This is a genomic window from Wolbachia endosymbiont (group B) of Scrobipalpa ocellatella (genome assembly GCF_964188425.1).
In the GTDB taxonomy this organism is placed as follows: Bacteria; Pseudomonadota; Alphaproteobacteria; order Rickettsiales; family Anaplasmataceae; genus Wolbachia.
The window spans coordinates 150,338-170,285 of record NZ_OZ077190.1 but is presented as its reverse complement, the minus strand read 5'-3'; the positions used below and the strand labels follow the sequence as shown (position 1 = coordinate 170,285).

At 35.3% G+C, this 19,948-nt stretch carries 18 protein-coding genes and 2 tRNA genes; 13 read left to right on the top strand and 7 right to left on the bottom strand.

Annotated features, from left to right (window positions below; all coding sequences use genetic code 11):
* Positions 1-239: 239 nt before the first annotated feature.
* A complete protein-coding gene (lipB, locus tag AB3210_RS00810) occupies positions 240-857 on the top strand; it encodes a lipoyl(octanoyl) transferase LipB (RefSeq protein WP_052264792.1) in 618 nt (205 codons plus the stop codon).
* A complete protein-coding gene (locus AB3210_RS00805) occupies positions 857-1,816 on the top strand; it encodes an LD-carboxypeptidase (RefSeq protein ID WP_052264793.1) in 960 nt (319 codons plus the stop codon). The genes lipB and AB3210_RS00805 overlap by 1 nt, the downstream gene beginning before the upstream one ends.
* A gap of 188 nt (positions 1,817-2,004) precedes the next feature.
* On the opposite strand, the gene AB3210_RS00800 is transcribed toward AB3210_RS00805, so the two are convergent.
* On the bottom strand, positions 2,005-3,243 hold the full coding sequence (locus AB3210_RS00800; RefSeq protein ID WP_265013673.1) for an ankyrin repeat domain-containing protein: 1,239 nt from the start codon (positions 3,241-3,243) through the stop codon (positions 2,005-2,007).
* Positions 3,244-4,011: 768 nt separating this feature from the next.
* Between AB3210_RS00800 and dnaE the strand changes: the two genes are divergently transcribed.
* From dnaE to AB3210_RS00750, 9 genes are all read left to right on the top strand, one after another.
* Positions 4,012-7,332, top strand: a complete 3,321-nt coding sequence (gene dnaE, locus AB3210_RS00795; RefSeq protein WP_096097239.1) for a DNA polymerase III subunit alpha — start codon at positions 4,012-4,014, stop codon at positions 7,330-7,332.
* A gap of 49 nt (positions 7,333-7,381) precedes the next feature.
* Positions 7,382-8,155, top strand: a complete 774-nt coding sequence (rpsF, locus tag AB3210_RS00790; protein ID WP_052264806.1) for a 30S ribosomal protein S6 — start codon at positions 7,382-7,384, stop codon at positions 8,153-8,155.
* On the top strand, positions 8,155-8,433 hold the full coding sequence (gene rpsR / locus AB3210_RS00785) for a 30S ribosomal protein S18 (RefSeq protein ID WP_015587948.1): 279 nt from the start codon (positions 8,155-8,157) through the stop codon (positions 8,431-8,433). The genes rpsF and rpsR overlap by 1 nt, the downstream gene beginning before the upstream one ends.
* A 3-nt stretch (positions 8,434-8,436) precedes the next feature.
* Positions 8,437-8,991, top strand: a complete 555-nt coding sequence (gene rplI, locus AB3210_RS00780) for a 50S ribosomal protein L9 (RefSeq protein ID WP_007302077.1) — start codon at positions 8,437-8,439, stop codon at positions 8,989-8,991.
* A gap of 130 nt (positions 8,992-9,121) precedes the next feature.
* Complete coding sequence (gene purB / locus AB3210_RS00775; RefSeq protein ID WP_007302075.1) at positions 9,122-10,423, top strand: adenylosuccinate lyase; 1,302 nt, start codon at positions 9,122-9,124, stop codon at positions 10,421-10,423.
* Positions 10,414-10,485 (top strand) — tRNA-Met (locus tag AB3210_RS00770). Before purB ends, AB3210_RS00770 begins: the two co-directional genes overlap by 10 nt.
* Positions 10,486-11,119: 634 nt before the next feature.
* The gene (cutA, locus tag AB3210_RS00760) at positions 11,120-11,455 is read left to right on the top strand and encodes a divalent-cation tolerance protein CutA (RefSeq protein ID WP_082241857.1); all 336 of its coding nucleotides are present in this window, start codon (positions 11,120-11,122) and stop codon (positions 11,453-11,455) included.
* A tRNA-Gln gene (locus AB3210_RS00755) sits at positions 11,446-11,517 on the top strand. Before cutA ends, AB3210_RS00755 begins: the two co-directional genes overlap by 10 nt.
* 21 nt (positions 11,518-11,538) lie before the next feature.
* Positions 11,539-12,084 (top strand): hypothetical protein, encoded by a 546-nt coding sequence (locus AB3210_RS00750; RefSeq protein ID WP_015587954.1) that lies wholly within the window; start codon positions 11,539-11,541, stop codon positions 12,082-12,084.
* Here the strand turns inward: AB3210_RS00750 and AB3210_RS00745 are convergent.
* Entirely contained in the window at positions 12,081-12,371 is a 291-nt protein-coding gene (locus AB3210_RS00745) for a hypothetical protein (protein ID WP_007301973.1), read from the bottom strand. The two genes, AB3210_RS00750 and AB3210_RS00745, sit on opposite strands and share 4 nt — an antisense overlap.
* Positions 12,372-12,809: 438 nt before the next feature.
* Positions 12,810-14,006, bottom strand: a complete 1,197-nt coding sequence (gene dapE, locus AB3210_RS00740; RefSeq protein ID WP_019236715.1) for a succinyl-diaminopimelate desuccinylase — start codon at positions 14,004-14,006, stop codon at positions 12,810-12,812.
* 42 nt (positions 14,007-14,048) lie between these two features.
* Here dapE and AB3210_RS00735 point away from each other — a divergent pair, with 42 nt between their 5' ends.
* Together AB3210_RS00735 and AB3210_RS00725 are read left to right on the top strand one after the other, a co-directional pair.
* The gene (locus AB3210_RS00735; protein WP_052264778.1) at positions 14,049-15,305 is read left to right on the top strand and encodes an iron-containing alcohol dehydrogenase; all 1,257 of its coding nucleotides are present in this window, start codon (positions 14,049-14,051) and stop codon (positions 15,303-15,305) included.
* Positions 15,306-15,830: 525 nt separating this feature from the next.
* On the top strand, positions 15,831-16,733 hold the full coding sequence (locus tag AB3210_RS00725; RefSeq protein ID WP_230608984.1) for an alpha/beta hydrolase: 903 nt from the start codon (positions 15,831-15,833) through the stop codon (positions 16,731-16,733).
* A gap of 279 nt (positions 16,734-17,012) precedes the next feature.
* Here AB3210_RS00725 and AB3210_RS00720 read toward each other — a convergent pair whose 3' ends face one another.
* The 4 genes from AB3210_RS00720 to AB3210_RS00705 are packed head-to-tail and all read right to left on the bottom strand — an operon-like array spanning position 17,013 to position 19,807.
* Positions 17,013-17,492, bottom strand: a complete 480-nt coding sequence (locus tag AB3210_RS00720; RefSeq protein WP_052264777.1) for a dihydrofolate reductase — start codon at positions 17,490-17,492, stop codon at positions 17,013-17,015.
* Positions 17,489-18,742, bottom strand: coding sequence for a dihydropteroate synthase (folP, locus tag AB3210_RS00715; protein ID WP_052264776.1), 1,254 nt, complete (start codon positions 18,740-18,742; stop codon positions 17,489-17,491). The genes AB3210_RS00720 and folP overlap by 4 nt, the downstream gene beginning before the upstream one ends.
* Positions 18,739-19,125, bottom strand: coding sequence for a dihydroneopterin aldolase (locus AB3210_RS00710; protein WP_052264775.1), 387 nt, complete (start codon positions 19,123-19,125; stop codon positions 18,739-18,741). Before AB3210_RS00710 ends, folP begins: the two co-directional genes overlap by 4 nt.
* 22 nt (positions 19,126-19,147) lie before the next feature.
* Positions 19,148-19,807, bottom strand: coding sequence for a CADD family putative folate metabolism protein (locus tag AB3210_RS00705; RefSeq protein WP_052264774.1), 660 nt, complete (start codon positions 19,805-19,807; stop codon positions 19,148-19,150).
* Between the last annotated feature and the right edge of the window lie 141 nt (positions 19,808-19,948).

Sequence of the window (19,948 nt, the reverse complement as noted above, 5' to 3'; positions counted from 1 at the left end):
GAATGATATCATCTGAGTAGCTGACACTAGTTCGTTTGCGATAGTGCCATTCAAGTAGCCCATATTTGTCATCCAAGTAGCTTGACACTAGGATCCATCTTTTTATACAATTTAGTCAAATACGTTCCTTTTAGCGTAAAGCAACTATGCTCACCAGTTCAGTGTGCTATCTACAATTAAATTTCTGGATTCCAGTGTCAAGCGCTGGAATGACATTGATAGACCTAAAGAAATAGAACATGACAGAATGGCTAATCTCTAACCAATTTACTGATTATAACCATGCTATAAAATTCATGGAAGCAAAAATTCAACAAATTTACAATAATTTGTCTGATGAGCTAGTATGGCTGCTCCAGCACCCTCCACTTTACACAGCAGGAATCGGTGCAACAGATGATGACATTATTGAAAAATTATTTCCTATATATAAAACAGGTAGGGGTGGTAAATATACATATCACGGACCAGGGCAGCGCATTATATATTTAATGCTAAATCTTAAAAAAAGAAACAAATGTGACATAAAACTATATATCAGAGACCTAAGTAATTGGATCATAAATGTTTTAAAACACTTTAATATACTTGGGGAATTTAAGGAAGATAGAATAGGCATTTGGGTGAACAACAACGGAGTAGAAGAAAAAATAGCAGCTTTTGGCATTCGCTTGAGAAAATGGGTAACTTATCACGGCATAGCGCTTAATGTCTCTCCAAACCTTTCCCACTATGAGGGTATTATTCCTTGTGGACTAAAAGATTACGGCGTTACATCAATGGAAAAACTAGGAGTAAAAGTTTCTCTTTGCGAATTAGATGATATATTAAAGCAAGAGTTTCATAAGATATTTTAATGTATTCCTTTATTCTTTATTTTCTATGCCTTTTACTCACTAATCCTGCAAATCAAGTTGATATTATTGCTCCTTCTTCGAAGGGAAAAGAATCGGATCTGCCCACTATAAAAGAATCCGTAAAAACTTTGGGTTTTAATCCTCACATTTCGGAGAAAATATACAGTAATGACAACCCATTTTATTCTAACTCTGATGAGTTTAGAGCGAATGATTTGGTTAATGCGCTCACTGATGATAGCAAAATAATTTGGTGTATCAGAGGAGGAGAAGGGGCTTCTCGGCTAATTCCCTATCTAGAAAAGTTACCCAATGATAAAAAAGAAAGAATTGCTCAAAACAAAAAAATTCTTATAGGCTATAGTGATATCACTGCTTTACATATTTATCTGCAAGTTAAATATGACTGGCAAACTCTTCACGGTACCATGTTGGAAATGATAGTAAATAACTCTGTTGCTGAAACCTCTGTTGAAAAATTAAAAGAGTTAATTCTTAAGCAACGCAACTCTATCAGATTTGATAACCTAAAAATGATCGACAATGGCATTAGACTAAAAAATGGCAAATTAGAGTCTAAAATCATCGGTGGTAATATGACTTTGGTTGAAAATAGCATAGGAACTGCTTGGCAAATAAACGCAAAAAACAAAATTCTATTTTTAGAAGACATAAAAGTTTATCCATATTCAATTGAGCGAAGTCTAGATCACCTAAAACAAGCTCATATTTTTGATGGAGTAGATGCAGTAATATTCGGTGACTTTGTTAACTGTTATAATGATAATCTTGTTGAAATTGTAAAAGAAAGGTTTGCAAAAAGTGTTAACTTTCCAGTATTTACAATAAAAGGGGTAGGACATGGACATAGAAATGACCCTTTACCTCTCAACACTCACACTATCATCAGCATGCAAGACGAGAAAGAGTTTATGGATGTGCAACAGTTATACAAGTAGCTTTATCTCACACTCCTTTCATTCCAGCACCTTCGTTGTCATCCTAGTATCCCCCCTTGTCATCCCAGTTCCTAGACACTGGGATCCAGATCAAGTACGGCTATTATCCAAATAACCCTTCGTTGTTATTCAAGCAGCCCCTTCATTGTCATCCCAGTACTGGGATCCAGGAACCTGCGTCACGCGCTCTAATATGAAGAAATGCTAGTAACTCTCTGCTGTTCATTTATTGAGTTGACAATTGGTTTTTCTGCTCCATCAACTTTAGTACTAGGCTTTAGTAATTCATATGTAGCACAACCAACTACCAGTGCTGCTGCTGTAACTGCAACCACTGCTATAACGATAGGTATCAACTGAGCTGTAATTGTTCCAGTTGTAAAAAGTGCCACTGCTATAGCAGTGCCTAATAATGTATTCACTCCACCAGCAATCATTGCCTTATTACGTGCTTTCACAAAAGAACCTCCTCTTGCGTCTAATAGAGCTTTTACTACGTCTTGATTCTTAGCATAACCTTCAGCATAATCTAAAGGAGTCTTTCCATATCGATCTACTGCGTTAATATTTGCTTCTGCTTTGAGTAAAACCTCTACTACACTTGCGTGACCATTCCTAGCAGCGAAATGCAAAGGAGTCGCATCACGCCAACCTTTCTCATTAACATTTGCTCCTTTTTCGAGTAAAACCTTTACTACATCTACGTAACCATTCTTAGCAGCTAAATGCAAAACAGTCCACCCTTCAATATCTACTGCATTAACATTTGCTTCTTCTTCTTTGAGTAAAACCTCTACTGTCTTTTTGTGACCATTCCCAGCAGCGAAATGTAAAGGAGTCCTCCTTTCACTATTTACTGCATTAACATTTGCTTCTTCTTCTTTGAGTAAAACCTCTACTATATTTGCTCGACCATGAAGAGCAGCGAAATGTAAAGGAGTCCACCCTTCAATATCTACTGCATTAACATTTGCTTCTGCTTTGAGTAAAACCTCTACTACACTTGCGTGACCATTCCTAGCAGCGAAATGCAAAGGAGTCGCATCACGCCAACCTTTCTCATCAACATTTGCTCCTTTTTCGAGTAAAACCTTTACTACATCTACGTGACCATTCTTAGCAGCTAAATGCAAAACAGTATTACCCGAATGATCTCTCTCATCAACAACTACTTCTTTTTCTAGTAAAACATTTACTATATTTGTGTAACCATTCTCAGCAGCTATCGTTAATAACGTACACTCACAGAAGAAGAGAGAAAATACATAATTTACATCAAATTTACCTTCCTCCCAATTTTTATATAGACCTTGATCATGTTCCTCTAGTTCTGTTTTTATTTTCTCAATTATATTATTGAGATTTAAATCTTTCTCAGCCTCAATCGTCTTTAGTACTTTTTCCAGTGACTCATATCCTCCTGTCATAATTCTACCTTCAATATTAAACAATATGTTTAATTATTACATAATTATGATGAAAAGTCAACTCAAATAAGCTAATAACCGGGATTGTGAATAGTAAATTAGATTCAAATAGCCTCTTTGGTGTCATCCGAGTAGCTTGACACTGGAATCTAACTAAGTTGGTAAACACGAAAGCGCTTTTTTTGACGGAATTGCACAAAAAAACTGGATGCCAGTGTCAGCTACTTGCATGACATCATCTTTTTTATCAGGTGCATATGAAACCAGTGCTTTCTTGTCATCCCAGTACTCCTTATTCTTGTCATTCGAGTAACCCCTTCAGTGTCATCCAAGTAGCTGACACTGGGATCCAGAACAGGTAATAAGAAGCACTGAAATGACATCTCTATAGAACTCCTAACCAATCAAAAATATTAAGAAATTTACCAAGCAAAAAAAGGCAAAAGAATCCCCCAGTAGTGAGTTTTAACCCTATAATAATGTAAATCGGCATTGTAATAATGTGCTAACGCTTATTTAAAGCGCGTTTTGGCTGAATGTAGAAAAAATAAAAAAGACATGCAGCCGCTATAATTTTATGTAATCTGCCAATATATACCTGAGTTTTTTACTGAATTTTTGTTGTTAAATCTGCAGAGATTAAAAATAAGGATAAATACTCTTATTGTCATGATAAGAAGACTGATGAGGTTTGTCAAGTTGACTCTATTGCATATCCTTATAAGTAAATTAATGTTATCCTTAACTATTGCTAATCTAAAATTTTTTATGTTCATACACTTACGTGTTCATAGCGTTTATTCTCTGCTTGAGAGTTCGGTTAAAATTGAGGAGCTGATTGGTCTTTGTTTGCAGAACAAAATGCCGGCAGTTGCAGTTACTGATTCAGGCAACTTATTTGGCTCACTTGAATTTGCAGAATATGCAGCAAATAAGGGAATACAGCTAATAGTAGGATGCAATATTATCGTTCGACACTTAGAACAAAATTTATCAATACTCCTACTTGCAAAAAATGAACAAGGGTACACTAATTTAGTCACTTTGGTGAGTGAGTCTTTTAAAAAGCGCAAAAATAGCAGCGATATTCCCTACGTTGATTTTGATGAGCTATTAAGTTTTAATACAGGTCTAATCGCCTTAACTGGTGGATGTTTGGCTCAACTGTTATTGGAGCAAGACAAAGAAACGGTTGAAAAACTGCTTTCAGCATTCGATGGTCATTTATATGTTGAATTGCAGCGTCATGGGCTGAATAAAGAGCTAGAGCTTGAAGAAGCTTTAATAGATTTTGCTTATCAGCGCAATATACCACTAGTGGCAACGAATGATGTGTTTTTTTCAAATAGATCTGATTATGAAGCTTATGATATATTAACGTGCATATCGGAGGGCAGTTATGCCCTGGAGAATAACAGAAAGAAGTTAACTACCGAGCATTACTTCAAATCTGTGGCAGAAATGGAGGAACTGTTCAGCGACATTCCCGAAGCAATTTATAACACTTTAGTGATAGCTAAGCGGTGCTCTTACATGCCAAGAAGCAGGCAGCCTATCTTGCCTAAATTTCCTTGTCGAGAAAATAAAACTGAGAATGAAGAACTGAGGGAGCAGGCAGTTGCAGGATTAGAATTCCGCATTGCAAATGAAACGGACATAGACCTTAAACAATACTACGATCGGCTGAATTACGAACTAAGCGTAATAACTTCGATGAACTACGCTGGCTACTTTTTGATAGTTTCTGATTTTATTCGTTGGAGCAAAGCAAATGGCATTCCAGTTGGACCGGGAAGAGGTTCTGGTGCTGGATCAATTGTTGCTTGGAGCTTGCAGATTACAGATCTTGATCCAATAAAATTTGGTCTGATCTTTGAAAGATTTTTAAATCCTGATCGTGTATCGATGCCTGACTTTGATATCGATTTCTGCCAAGAGAAAAGGGACCTGGTTATTGATTATGTTCAGAAAAAGTACGGTTATGTTGCTCAAATAATCACTTTTGGAAAATTGCAAGCAAGGGCAGTATTGCGTGATGTTGGTAGAGTATTGCAAATGCCTTACTCTCAAGTGGATAAAATATCTAAAATGGTTCCATTTAATCCAGTAAATCCTGTAACTTTATCGCAAGCGATAGAGTTTGATCAAAATCTTCAGAAAGAAAGGGATAGTGATGAAGTAATTGCCAAACTTCTTGATATATCTCTAAAGCTCGAAGGAATATATCGTCACGTTTCAACTCATGCTGCTGGAATTGTAATATGCGATCAAAAATTAGAAAATTTTGTTCCCGTCTATTATGATCCAAATTCGGCTCTGCCAATCACTCAATACAGCATGAAATATGTAGAGAAAGCTGGGTTAATAAAATTTGATTTTCTTGGACTTGGTACGCTAACACTAATAGATCATGTATGTCGTTTAATTAATCGTGATAAAAAAAAATTTGATATTTCCTCAGTTTCTTTGATTGATCAAAGAACCTATGAAATGCTCTCAAGAGGTGATTCAATCGGAGTGTTTCAGCTTGAAAGTTCGGGAATGAGAGAAGCTTTAATAAAACTAAAGCCAGACTGCATTGAAGATATCATCGCTTTAATTTCTCTTTATCGCCCAGGGCCTATGGATAACATTCCAACTTATGTTGCAAGAAAGCATGGACTTGAAAAGCCAGATTACATTCATCCATTGCTTGAGGAGGTGTTAAAAGAAACATTCGGAGTAATAATCTACCAAGAACAGGTAATGGAAATAGCGCGTATTCTCTCTGGATATAGCTTAGCAGAGGCGGATTTACTCAGACGTGCCATGGGTAAGAAAATTAAGGCAGAGATGGATAAACAACGTGAACTTTTTGTTCAAGGAGCAACAAAAAACGGTGTTGATTACGACAGGGCAAGTTATATTTTTGATCTTGTTGCAAAATTTGCTGGTTATGGATTTAATAAATCCCACGCTGCAGCATATGCGATTATATCTTACCAAACAGCTTACCTTAAGGCTAACTACCCGCTAGAATTTTTTACGGCCTTGATGAATCTCAACATTGATGATAGAGACAAACTGAATTTGTTTTATCATGCTGCAAAATTCAGTGGAGTTGCTGTTCTTTCGCCTGATATCAGCAAATCTAAGGCTGAATTTTCAATAGAGGGTGAGCACATACGCTACGGAATTGCTGCTTTGCGTAATGTTGGTTTTGCTATAGCAGAAGGAATAGTAAATGCACGCTCAAGTTCTTATAAGGACATATGGGAATTCATTCAAAATTTGGGGCATATAATAAATAAAAGGGCATTAGAAAGTTTAATTAAATCTGGAACATTCGATAGTGTGCACAAAAATAGAAAGCAGTTATACGAGTCAATAGACACATTGATTTACTTTGCAAATAAAAATAGGCAGTCAAATCAAGCTGCTTTATTTGGTAATCTTGATATTCTGAAGCCAAAACTTGAGAACGTGGAAGATTTTAATGAAGAGGAAAAATTAGAGCATGAGTTATTTTCATTGGGATTTTACTTAACTAATCATCCACTTGAAAAGTTTAGAACTCTCTTGAAAAAATTAAATATTGGGTTTATCGGAGAGAGTAAAACGATAAAAACTGCTGGTGTAATATTAAATGTGCGTATGAGAACCTCAGAACGTGGAAGATTTGTTATACTAACACTTTCTGATCCCCACAATGTTTCTGAAATAGCATTCTACAATAATGAAATAATAGAAGAAAAAAGGAATCTATTTTCACCTGGAGCATTTGTGATAATTGATCTTGAAATTTCAGAAAACACAACGAGACTATCAGGAAAGGACATATCTGAATTTACAGAAAAGGTTACTTCTCTAATGAAAGGATTAGTTTTAACTGCTGTATGTTCAGACTCGCAAAAAGTTGCTGAGGAGTTGAATGCAGTGTTGAAAAATGGAGGCAAAACCAAAATAATGCTAAAGTTTCTTCTCGAAAAACATAAAGTCAGCATCTTGTTGCCAGGTACATATTCAATCACCCCCAAAGCTATTTATGAAATATCTCACTTAAGTTGGATTGAAGACGTAGAAATTAATACAAATAACTTGCTTATATAAAAAAGTTTTATATAATTAAAGTGTTTAATTGATATTAAAGGAAGATATAGTGAATCTCTATGAATTTACTTTTATAGCACAACCGAACTTATTGCAGCAAGAAGTAGAAGAAATGGTCCAAGAATTGGCTATTTTGTTGAAAAATATTAAAGCAGATGTTATTTCTCAGGAGGTTAAAGGTCTCATAGAAAGAGAACATAGCACAGTTATAAAACAAGAGCTAGAGGCAAGTACCGAAAGCATTAAAAAAAGTCTGATTGTTTACTCTGATTTTTTGGAAACTCTGACAAAAATTTTGTGGGTTGAATTGGAAGAAGATTTTTCAAATTTAAAAGAAATAAAGTCAAGAATCGATAAAGAATTGAAAAATGAACTAAGTGATACGGGAATAAAACAAAATTTTATGGACCTTCCAGGAGCTAACACTAAAAGTGCATTTATCTATAATGTAGTAAATGCTTTTAAGGAAAATATTTCACAACATCTAATAAAGCCCCTTCAAGAGGTTTTAAAAAGTTTTAAAATAGTAGACTCAAATCAATTGAATAAAACGCTGGAAGTGCTTTTGAAAAATATTGAAGCTTCAGGATTGATAAAATATGAATATTGGGGTCTATTGGATTTTGCATACCCAATAAATAAGATGAAAAGTGGTCATTACTGTATGATGTGTATAAGTTTTACTTCAAGCATTATGGATGAATTTGAGCGTAGAGTAAAACTGAATGAGAATATTATTCGCCACTTGTCTGTACGGGTTAATGAGTTTTTTAAAGGTAAATCTTACATGATGGATAAACAAATTGAGGAGAAAAGTGCATAATGATGAAAAGACGAAATAGTTTTAATAATTCTTACGTGTCTGTAAATAACAGAACTGGCTTTAGGCGTCCTAAGGTCTGTCCTCTTGCTGCATCTAAAGATGAGGACATAGACTATAAGAATATAGATTTATTGTCCAAATTCACCTCTGACTATGGTAGAATATTACCTAGAAGGTTAACAGGTGTGTGCGCAAGAAAACAAAGAAAGTTGCGCTTAGCAATTATAAGAGCACGCTTTTTAGCTCTTGCTCCTTACTGTACTAAAAAAGTTAGGTAATTTATGTTAATAATTTTAAAGGAAAATATAACAACTTTAGGTAAGCTTGGTGAAGTTGTCAAAGTTAAGCCAGGTTATGCACGTAATTTTCTTTTTCCACAAAAAAAGGCGATGAAAGCCACTAAGGAAAATTTAATAAAGTTAGAGGAACAGCGTTTATTATTGGAAGAAGAAAATACCAAAAAATTAAATGCAGCAAAAGTGCTTGCATCATCACTGCATGATAAATTTATTATATTAATAAAGCAAGCTTCAGAGGATGGAAAGATTTTTGGCTCTGTAACCACACGTGAAATTGCAAAAACTTTATTACAAGAAGGATATGATATAAGTCATCATAGTTTATCTTTGGGTGGAATAAGCATCAAAAATTTGGGCGAGTATCAAGTGAATATAGAATTACATAGTAAAGTGATAGTGCCAATTACTATATACGTTGTCAGATCTGAGAAAGATGCACATGAATTAAGGCAAGCAAAGTTGCAAAATCAGAAATCTGAGCAACAAGAGGCAGAGCAAGATGCGAGTAAAGAAGCTGCTGATGCTGATGATAGCTGATCAAAGATGATCCCTTGTTATAGTCGTAAAGAAATGTCTTCCATTGCTAGGCTGGTATCATCCCAGTGCTCCCCTCATGTCATTCCAGTGCATGACACTGGAATGACACCATTATTGGAATAAATCAAAAATGATTCCACGCTATAGCCGCAAAGAAATCTCTTCTATTTGGGAAGAAAAAAATAAGTTCAACATATGGCTCAAAATAGAAAAATTAGCATGTGAAGCTCAAGCAAAATTAAAAGTTATTCCAAATGATGTTGCTGAAAAGCTCTCTGGTGCTATTGAATTTGATATTGAGCGTATTAACGAAATTGAATCCATTGTAAAACATGATGTTATAGCCTTTTTGACATATATTGCTGAAAAAGCGGGAGTTGATGTTCGTTATCTCCATTACGGAATGACAAGTTCTGATGTTTTAGATACATGCTTTGCAGTGCAGTTGAAAGAGTCATGTGATATTTTACTCAAGAATCTAAAAAATTTACTTATAGTATTGAAAAAAAAAGCTGAGGACTATAAAGATATTGTTTGTGTTGGGCGCAGTCATGGAATGCATGCAGAACCAATAACTCTTGGATTAAAATTTGCTAGATTTTATGCTGAATTTAAACGCAATTATCAGAGATTAATTAGCGCGCAAAAAGAGATCTCAATTTGTAAAATATCAGGTGCAGTAGGTAATTTTACAAATATTAATCCATTTGTTGAAGAGTATGTAGCGAAAGAAATGGGACTCATACCTGAAACCATATCGTCTCAAGTCATCCCTCGTGATAGACATGCCATGTTCTTTTCAATTTTGGGAGTAATTGCAAGCTCAATAGAAAATATTGCAATTGAGATTCGTCATTTGCAAAGAACTGAAGTCGGCGAAATCTCTGAATATTTTTCCACTGGACAGAAGGGAAGTTCTGCTATGCCGCATAAGTGTAATCCTATTTTAAGTGAGAATTTGACTGGGCTCTCACGCTTAGTACGCAGCTACGTTTTTCCTGCATTAGAAAATGTTGCATTATGGCACGAACGAGATATATCGCACTCGTCTGTGGAAAGGTGCATTGCTCCTGATGCTTGTATAGCAATGGATTTTGCTTTAGTACGATTAACAGATTTGATAGATAAATTGGTGATCAATAAGGAAAATATTGAAAAGAACTTAAATTCTTCAAAAGGCTTGGTTTTTTCACAACGAGTATTACTCGAGTTGGTAAATAGTGGTTTGGCGAGGGAAGAGGCGTATAAAATTGTTCAGAGCAATGCAATGAAAGTGAAACAAAACAATAGTGATTTTCTGGCCGAACTGAAACAAGATAAATCCTTACTTGAAGTTATTAACTCTAAAAAACTTGAATCTTTGTTTGATTTGAAGTATTATACGAAGCATGTAGATCATATATATAGCAAGGTTTTTAATGAGGCTGAGTAGCTCAGTGGTAGAGCAGGAGGATCATAATCTCTTGGTCGGGGGTTCAAATCCCTCCTCAGCCACTCAAGCTAAGCTATGGTTTGGCGATAGCAGCGCATTTGACAAAATAACGTGATTCATTGTCAATTAACTGAAGTCTTTTTTCAGTTGTTCATATAGTATATGGAATAATGTATGTGAAGTGATAAAGATACAACATTTGTTGTATCTATTCAGGGGAATGGCTAATGGTATCCGTTCAAGAAAGTGGTAAGGTAGATGAGAAAAGACAACTAAATGAATTTCATCCGAGTAGCTGACACTGACATCTATATAAAGACAATCTAATGCACTCATTTAAAGTGAAGTTTTCTGGATCCCAGTGTCTAGGCACTGGGATGAAAAGAGTTGACTTGAATGACACCGAATAGGCACTGGGACAGAGGCTACTTGAATAATATTTCACCATGTCATTCCAGCACTTGATGCTGGAATCCAGAAGTTTTTTGAGCACAAAAGTCATGCTAAGTTTTTGTTGTTAAGAAAGGCTGGATAGCTACTTGCATGACAAGAGGAGAACTACTGGGATGACAAGGGGAGAGCTACTAAATGACATCTTCAATTTCTATGTGTCAAGCACTGAAGAGGTCTCTCCTATTTTCTCTTGATGAATAAATCTAAGTAGAGTATAGTAAAAATGCATTTATGTAGCGATTAATGAGCAACTTAGTTTTAGTCTATATAACTTTTTCAAACCTGAAAGAGGCTAAGACTATTTCTGAAGAATTGTTAAACGAGAAGTTAATTGCATGTGTAAATATATTTCCCGAAGTAAATTCTCTGTATTTATGGGAAGGTAAAATTAATAGTAATTGTGAAATAGTGGCAATTATGAAGAGCAGGAATGATCAGACTGATAAGATTGTAGAAAAAATCGAGGCAATGCATTCTTATGATCAACCAGCCGTTGTGATAATACCCATAGGAAAAGCGAATAAATCTTTTACTAATTGGGTTAATAATGTTATTGATATAAACAATATTGGGGTGTAGCCAAGTGGTAAGGCAGCGGTTTTTGATACCGCCACGCGAAGGTTCGAATCCTTCCACCCCAGCTTTATTAAAGTGTGCGTGAAATGATATCACTTTTTTATAAATTAAGGTTATTTAATTATATACTGGGCAGCTTGAAAGATATAGTTGTCAAGCTATTTCTTTTCACTCTGTATCTTTATACATCGAGCATTATGCTCATGTTTCTCACCAGTGGCTTTTGGTATGCTGTAGAGTTTAGCTCTTTCAAAAATGCATTTTACCATTTGTATCAATATTTAAAATGGTATTATGAAAATAGAGATGATTTGGGTTATGGAGTTTCTATTAGAATATTAGTAGCGTTTCTTACTCCGCATTTTCTCTACAAATTATTTTCTGGCACAGGCTGGAAGTCTTTTTTCAAGGAGAAGATAGTTCAGATACTCAGCACAAGAAGAAAAATGAGTAATAAACCAAATGGCAGTAGTTATGGTTATAGTAATAAGAACAGTTACGGTAACAATAATCTTCAAGAGGCAGAACGGAAAGTGAATATGATAAAGCAGCTATTAATCCAAGATATAGATGAAGCTATAGAAAAAAGATTAAATGATATTTTTCTTGGTGAGAGGGGTAAACCTCATTAAAAGGGCTTTATCTTTTTTAGAATTGGCTGTATTTTGTTTTTTACGTATAATGGATCGCAATCAGCCAGTATACATGTTTCAACAAAATCTTGACTGAAGTCTGATAGCCAGGAAATTGCTTTACGTTTCTCTACCAAGCTTTCTGTTTTTTTACAGTTACTTGCTGCATCAATCATTGCCTGTGATATCACTGATTGCCACAGTATGCAGTACCTTTGTATATCATCTAAAGTGCTATTTGCTTCGTGATGGTGAAAAAATTCTTTGAAATTGAAGTTATTTGACATTACGTACCTCTTTAAGTTGAAAATTAGAATTTGAAGTAGTGCGAAAGTTGTCTGCTGCAATGAGTAGCCTTTATGACAGTCAGACCGGGTTTTATGTGAGCTATAAATGTTTAAGAAATTATATCTGTTCAGATCTATGTGAAACCAGTGCTTCTTTTCTTGTTATCCGAGCTGGGATCCAGGTTGACAAAAGCGCTTTACAACGTTTTGTGTACAAAAGCCAGTGTTGCATGACACTATTTGTTCTTACACCCTTTTTGTCTATCTTATTTTGTCACTCTGCTGAACAGATAATTTTCGCCAATAAGCTTTCTACTGAATTTTTGTTATTAAGCTCGCACAGATCAAAGACAAGTTTTGAGTCAAAAATACCCTTAATATTATAATAAGGGGTTGGTAAAATGTGTCTAGTAAGTTTCTTCTCTATGCAACTGCACCTCAAGCTAATAATGGACCATCAGGCGTATTACCAATTACATTGATTTGGTTTAATATTTTATTAGTGGGGTAAAAATAATTTTTTATAAACTCCTTATATATAGCTGTTAATTTATGTATATCGTCTATTGATACGCATTCATTTACCTGATGTGCGGTTTTGTTGATCATACCAAATTCAATTACTGGACAAATATCTTTAATAAACGCAGCATCAGATGTGCCACCATTTGTACTCAGCACAGCATCAATACCGGTAATTTTATTTATCGCATCAAGCATAATATCAGTATTTCTATCAGGAGTAGAGAGAAAAACGTCCCTGCTGCTCTGCATAGACAGTTTATAATCGTTAGTCACATTGGTGCATATTGCATCAATCATCTTATATAAAACGTCCGGTGTTTGTGTATTGTTATATCGAACATTAAAACCTGCTGCTATTGAACTAGGTATTAGATTATTAGTATTATTTCCAACGTCGATAGTAGTAATTTCGCAATGTGAAGGCTGAAAGTATTTATTACCAGTATCAAAAGTGGTATCTTTTATCTTACTTAGTATCGATACCATTTTATATATTGGATTATCTGCTAGATCTGGGTAGGCAACGTGCCCTTGTTTACCATGGCAAATCAATTTAAATGTTGCAGAACCTCTTCTACCTATTTTTATGGTATCACCTAATTTCTCACTACTCGTTGGTTCTCCAACTATACAAAAATCTATCTTTTTTTGCTTACTTTTCATCCATTCCAAAACGGCCTTTGTTCCATGTTCTTCCGTGCTTTCTTCAGCACCGGTAATCAATGCACTGATTGAACCACTGAATCGAAACTTACCTGCAACTGAATCTACGATAGCAGCAATAAATGCAGCTACTCCGCCTTTCATATCAGCTGCTCCTCTTCCGTATAGCATTCCATTTCTAACTTCTGGCTTAAATGGATCAGATATCCAATCTTTTAACTCACCTGGTGGTACAACATCAACATGTCCAGCAAAACACAAGTTTGGTACTCCATTTATATATTTCGCATAAAGATTTTTAACTTTATCACCAAACTCTAAAATCTCACATTCAAAACCACTTTTCTTGAGAATGGCTGCTATATGCTCTATTGCCCCATCGTCTTTTGGTGTTATACTTTTAAAAGAAATTAATTTCTTAGTTAGTTCTACAGGGTCAATCTTCATATCAATCTTGAAATACTAACATTACCGTATTGTAAACATTCTATGCGATATTTAAAACAAATATTACAGCACACAGAACAAGTTCTTATTAGGGAAGTTGCTGATAATATCTATGAAATATGTAGACAATATGGAAATGACATTTTTCTGATTGCAGATGAAAATACAGCAAAACTTTTAAACAAAAACATACTTAATAAAGTTTCTCATTTAATTATTCCAGCCACAACTGTCATTCCAGCGCGTGACTATGATGGATCGCAGTGTCACGCTACTTGGATGACACCAAATAGACTGAACAGCGCTGCTTCCCTCCAAACTGTAAACCTAGTTAGAAATAAAGCAAAAGATAGTGACTTAATGGTTGCATTTGGTAGTGGCACTGTTAATGATATCTGCAAATATGCAAGCTACCTCGAGAAAAAAGATTATATATCGTTCCCAACAGCCGCTTCCATGAATGGGTATAGCTCTGCAAACGCTTCAATATTAGTTGATGGATATAAAAAATCGTTCGGAGCACATCTTCCAAAGGCAATATACATTGATAACGATATAATTGCCAACGCACCACCACGCCTCACATTAAGTGGATTTGCAGATTTCATCTGCCGTTCAACAGTACAAGCCGATTGGCTATTATCTCATCTATTACTTGGCACAGAATATAATGAACTCCCCTTTAAACTTGTTCGCAATCTGGAGGAAATTTTGCTCAGAGAACACTTGGCACTTGCTAAAAAAGATAAAAGAGTAGTTTTATTACTTATGGAAGCCTTATTGATTTCAGGACTTGGAATGGTGATGTCAAAAGGCAGCTACTCTGCAAGCCAAGGAGAACATATGATAGCTCATGCAATGGAGACGGTAACAAAAGATTATTCCTCCTCGTTACATGGCGAAAAAATTGCTGTTACGACGATTACTATGGCTAACTTGCAAGAGGAGATATTGTCAATACAAAACCCGATTACCAAACCGATCACTTTAGATGTAAAACATATAACTCAGTGCTTTGGTAATACCGAATTTATAAAAATTCTAAAGCAGAAGCAAATTATGCAGCAAAAAATTCAAGAGATTATTTACAAAGAATGGAGTAATATTTCTAGTTTAATTAAGCAAAATTTACTATCTGCAAAACACCTGCAGAAAGTATTTGAAGATCTATCAATTCCGTACTTACCGGAGCATCTTAATTGGAACAAAGAGCAATATTGCAAGGTAGTCAATCTTACATTTGCAACAAGAGATAGATTCACCTTTCTTGACCTAGCTGGTTGTATAGAAAAAAGTTAGATTTTGTGTATTCGTTCAGTAGGGTAGCAAAATAAGATAGACAAAAACACAGTAACAAATGGTGTCATTCAAGTAGCTATCCAGCCTTTCTTAACAACAAAAACTTAGCATGACTTTTGTGCTCAAAACACTTCTGGATTCCAGCATCAAGTGCTGGAATGACATGGTGAAATATTATTCAAGTAGCCTCTGTCCCAGTACCTATTCGGTGTCATTCAAGTCAACTCTTTTCTTGTCATCCCAGTGCCTAGACACTGGGATCCAGAAAACTTCACTTTAAATGAGTGCATTAGATTGTCTTTATATAGATGTCAGTGTCAGCTACTCGGATGAAATTCATTTAGTTGTCTTTTCTCTTTTTCTTATTTTACTACTCTGATGAACGGATACAAAAAAAACTCATGCACCTTGATGTAAGTAGATCTTGCAAGCATTTTAAGATTGCCGGTTCACTAGTTAACATAGAAAAAGCTCAACAAAATTATAAGAATAGTATATAATTGAAAATATTTAATAGTGAAAATAATGCCTAACACTAAAGAAAAAGAAATACATCTTATATTCTTTCATGGGTTAGGGGATAATTATAAAAATGCAACTACATTCTGTAAAGATATGCAATCTGAGCTCATGCACCACCATGATATACCTAATTTTCACACTCATGCACACAAATACCCGGCTGCATTTCAAAATTATATAACTTATGCCTTAACCAGCTTCGTATGCTTACTAGCATCAATATTGCCACCTACTGTCATACTGCTCACTAATCCAATAACAGCTAGAACAGCTGGATTGGCAGTCTTATCAGCTTCAGCTTGTGTTTTTTTATCTATATTGCTACTCATGATTCCGTTTCTAAATAAGAATCAAAACTTATTCAAGTCTTCAATAGAGAAAATTAATCAACTAATAAATCAAGGTGTAAAACCCGAAAATATTATACTTTTCGGTCATTCTTTTGGAGGAGCAGTTGCATCAGAAGTATCAAGGCATTTTGCGAATAGAGATGTTAAACTTGGAGGAATTGTCTTCACTAGCACTTTTAGTTCTTTTCATACAGCAATAGAGCATTTTCCAATACCTCAGACGAAAATTTTGAGTATACTGCCCTCATTCCTACTAAAAAGAATACTAAAAGCCTTCGATTTAGACTTTGATATAGTAGATAATTTACAAAAGTCACAAAATGAAAAAACGCCAATAGTAATTATTAATCACGCAAGAGACAAATTAATACCACTTCCTGCACAGTTGGCAAATGCAATGAGAGATGATCGATTATTAAATGGTAATCCGATCAAGATTCGTGATGATCTGTGTATATATGGAGATGATCCTCATAACAGTGTTTTGGATAGTGGCACACTGACTGAAGAATTAAGAGAAATGGTACTTAGTAAAGTTACGTCTAGAACGCGTTAACTTTTTTGCTGCTTTTTTTTTGGCTAAGGTCACACTTCATTATGCATTAAATTGTATGCATCTATTCAGGGAATTTGCTAATGTGAAAGCCAGTGCTTCCTTTCTTGCGATGTAGCTGTACAGAAATTGAAGATGTCATTTAGTAGCTCTCCCCTGTTATTTAAGTAGCTAACACTGAGATCCATAAATTTAACTGGATGCCAGTTTCTGGGCACTGACCATCATAAAGGAGCCAGTGTCATGCACTGATAGTTGTCTTTTCTCGCCTACCTTATTTTACTACTCTGCCGAACGGATACAATTGAATATAGTATAGTCTTCTGTTCTGACGAGAATAGTTTTATTCCATCCATCAAAAAATGCTAAATTGAGGTATGTATCACCCTTATAGGGCTTGTGAATTTCAGTTATAATAAATTCTGAGATTAGGTTATGCTCTAAAAAAAGGTGTGCTATTTGTGCCCCACCAATCACAAAGACTTGAGAACTACTTTGAATTGACAGAAATTCTTGCATGGAAGAGACAACAGTACATTTTGGACCTCTATTAAAACACTTGTTACGGGAGAAAACAATAGGTGTACGATTCTTTAGTATGCTCTGAGGCACGGTTTCAAATGTCTTTCTTCCCATCACAATAACTTGCTTGTCGGTTACTTGACAAAAATGTTTGAATTCACTTGGATAACGCCAGGGCAAATCATTATTTATTCCAATTACCCCATTAGGGTCAACAGCCATAATTCCAATAATCTTCATCCCTGTAAGGCAGCTTGGGCTACAAAAAATCGCATATGATCACGCACATTATGCACTCTAAGGAAATCAACCTTATTGTGCAGTATAGCAGATGTAGCAATTGTTTCTAAATCTCTATTAGAGGGAGATTCTATGGAAAAAGAGGAAATAAATGACTTTCTGGAATGGCCAACTAAAACCTTGCAGCCAAAATTTTGTAAAGTTTCTATACTGCGTAAAATCTGAATATTCTGATACATAGATTTGCCAAAACCAATACCAGGATCAATAATTATTGAATTTTCATCAAAACCAAGGTCAAGTAGTTTGTTAATGCTCTTCTCTGCCCAATTATTTATGATATCAATTGGGTCAGTGTCATGTGGAATAATATTTTCCTTATGTGGTGGTATCGAAAGTGAATGCATAATAACGACACTACACCCACTGCTAGCAACTTCTTTTAAGGTATTACTACTCAGATCTCCCTTCTGATCATTTACCCAGGCAATATTGTAGTGCTTCAAAACGTTTAAAATAATGTCTGGCCAAAAACTATCAATGCTGACTTCAATATCACCATTTTTCATATAGTCGCTAAGATTATCAAGTACTGGTTTTAGACGTTCATACTCTTCCTCTGGCGTCTTTATTGAAGCTCCAGGCCTTGTTGATTGAGCTCCAAGATCAACTATGCTTGCACCATCTGATACCAACTGCAATGCCTGCTTGGTTGCTCGATTCGCATCATAATAAAGACCACCATCTGAAAATGAATCAGGGGTAATATTGACGATACCCATAAGCTTTGGTGAAAGCGTAAAACTCTTTGAAAAACATTCTTGAACATTGAAAGCAAAAGTTTTGTTAACCATTGCCATCAAGTGGAGCAAAAATGGTCTGTGTACCAATTCTGGATGAGGAATTTTAAGGTCAGGTGTATCAAGCGTTAGATCATCCCATAACAAAATATCTAAATCAATAACACGAGGTGCCCATTTTTCGTAGACTTGTGGACGACCAATATCACATTCGATTTGTTTTAAGCCTTTTAGTAGCTCCTCAGGAGAAGAAGAACAACTTCCATAGACAATCATGTTAAGAAATGGCTTATTCCACTCAGGTGGAGCACCATTTGGTAAAATAGCCTCAGTTTCTAGAATGATCGAAGACTTTAAGCCTTTTAAATAGCGCTTCTTTAGTAACTCAGTAGCTCTTTGTAAATGGGAAAGGCGATTCCCTATATTTGATCCAATAGAAATATAGATCATTCTTGCAATTCATTACAGTAAGTAAAAAAAACGCCCCCATGCACACCAGGAACTGGTGGTGCGATTTTGTGAGTAGTCACCCTGACAGAAGAAATAATATGCTTCTTTCGCAGCAAAAGGTTATTAATGGCTCTGTATATCTCATGAGTTAAATGCTCGATTAAATTAAATTGCTTGCCCTGAACAAGAGATTGAATATTTTGCACTACTTCCAAATAGCAGATAGTATCTTTAAGTTGATCAGTTGTAAGCCCTGAAGGAGGAGATTTAAAAGTGAAATCAACGTCAATACTCACCAATTGGGGAGAAGACTTCTCTTCTGCACTACATCCCAAATGAACCCAAAGCCGTAAATCAGATATAAGAAGATTACATGCTACCACTGAATTTAGTATCTACTTATAATTAATGACAAACATCAACATTCATCATGCCATCAAGAAAACCCCATAAGAGTTTTGCTCCTTTTTCAGCGCCTTGCATAACTTTCTCTTGCTCTTCTTCGTTTAAATCTGCAATAAGGTTTGCACATTCTTCAGAATGCCACTCATCAGCTTCCATATGAACGGTAAAAAATTTGAGAGAACGCTCATCATTTATTGAATAGTGTTTTTTCAGACCTTCAATTTTAGACTTAGAAACCTCTGGAGTTTGACGTTCATAAGCGTACAGAGCTCCAAGACCTGCTGCAAAATCTGATTTTACAATGTCAAAATAACCATCAACTAATTCTCGTGTCTCCTTAATTTGTGCATTTTCACAAAGTTCTGAACGTGCTACTCCCAGTCCTTCAGCAAAACGCTGCCATAATTCTGGGTGATTCTCGTCGCCTTGTTCTTCCTCTATTAAATTACCAAGTAAAACTTGCCGCATTTTCAAATTCGGACACAAGGAATGTATACCGCTGATATAACGAGGAAAAGCAGCAACATGGTGATAATATTCCTTAGCGTAGGTTTGCAGAGCCTGCAGGCTTAAGCTACCTTCATTCCATGACTCGTAAAATGGGTGTTTTAATAAGTGTAAACTATCTAATTGATTATTAAGTAATTGAACAAATGTCATAAATAAACAGTAAATTGTTTTAGGCTACGTTTAGGTTTATCAAATGTCAAGAGGCATTTCTCACTACTACTTTAATTCCAATAAATATAAAGATAGATACGCTATAAGTTAATTTTTTAGTAAAATTGATTTTTTCTAAAA

What these genes read in the sequence shown, in the direction of transcription:
- AB3210_RS00750 (WP_015587954.1), top strand. Translation starts at nt 11,539, where the DNA reads ATGATATCACTTTTTTATAAATTAAGGTTATTTAATTATATACTGGGC.
- dapE (WP_019236715.1), bottom strand. Translation starts at nt 14,006, where the DNA reads ATGAAGATTGACCCTGTAGAACTAACTAAGAAATTAATTTCTTTTAAA.
- purB (WP_007302075.1), top strand. Translation starts at nt 9,122, where the DNA reads ATGATTCCACGCTATAGCCGCAAAGAAATCTCTTCTATTTGGGAAGAA.
- cutA (WP_082241857.1), top strand. Translation starts at nt 11,120, where the DNA reads ATGAGCAACTTAGTTTTAGTCTATATAACTTTTTCAAACCTGAAAGAG.
- dnaE (WP_096097239.1), top strand. Translation starts at nt 4,012, where the DNA reads ATGTTCATACACTTACGTGTTCATAGCGTTTATTCTCTGCTTGAGAGT.
- lipB (WP_052264792.1), top strand. Translation starts at nt 240, where the DNA reads ATGACAGAATGGCTAATCTCTAACCAATTTACTGATTATAACCATGCT.
- rpsR (WP_015587948.1), top strand. Translation starts at nt 8,155, where the DNA reads ATGATGAAAAGACGAAATAGTTTTAATAATTCTTACGTGTCTGTAAAT.
- AB3210_RS00735 (WP_052264778.1), top strand. Translation starts at nt 14,049, where the DNA reads ATGCGATATTTAAAACAAATATTACAGCACACAGAACAAGTTCTTATT.
- AB3210_RS00720 (WP_052264777.1), bottom strand. Translation starts at nt 17,492, where the DNA reads ATGAAGATTATTGGAATTATGGCTGTTGACCCTAATGGGGTAATTGGA.
- AB3210_RS00805 (WP_052264793.1), top strand. Translation starts at nt 857, where the DNA reads ATGTATTCCTTTATTCTTTATTTTCTATGCCTTTTACTCACTAATCCT.
- rplI (WP_007302077.1), top strand. Translation starts at nt 8,437, where the DNA reads ATGTTAATAATTTTAAAGGAAAATATAACAACTTTAGGTAAGCTTGGT.
- AB3210_RS00745 (WP_007301973.1), bottom strand. Translation starts at nt 12,371, where the DNA reads ATGTCAAATAACTTCAATTTCAAAGAATTTTTTCACCATCACGAAGCA.
- AB3210_RS00800 (WP_265013673.1), bottom strand. Translation starts at nt 3,243, where the DNA reads ATGACAGGAGGATATGAGTCACTGGAAAAAGTACTAAAGACGATTGAG.
- folP (WP_052264776.1), bottom strand. Translation starts at nt 18,742, where the DNA reads ATGATCTATATTTCTATTGGATCAAATATAGGGAATCGCCTTTCCCAT.
- AB3210_RS00705 (WP_052264774.1), bottom strand. Translation starts at nt 19,807, where the DNA reads ATGACATTTGTTCAATTACTTAATAATCAATTAGATAGTTTACACTTA.
- AB3210_RS00725 (WP_230608984.1), top strand. Translation starts at nt 15,831, where the DNA reads ATGCCTAACACTAAAGAAAAAGAAATACATCTTATATTCTTTCATGGG.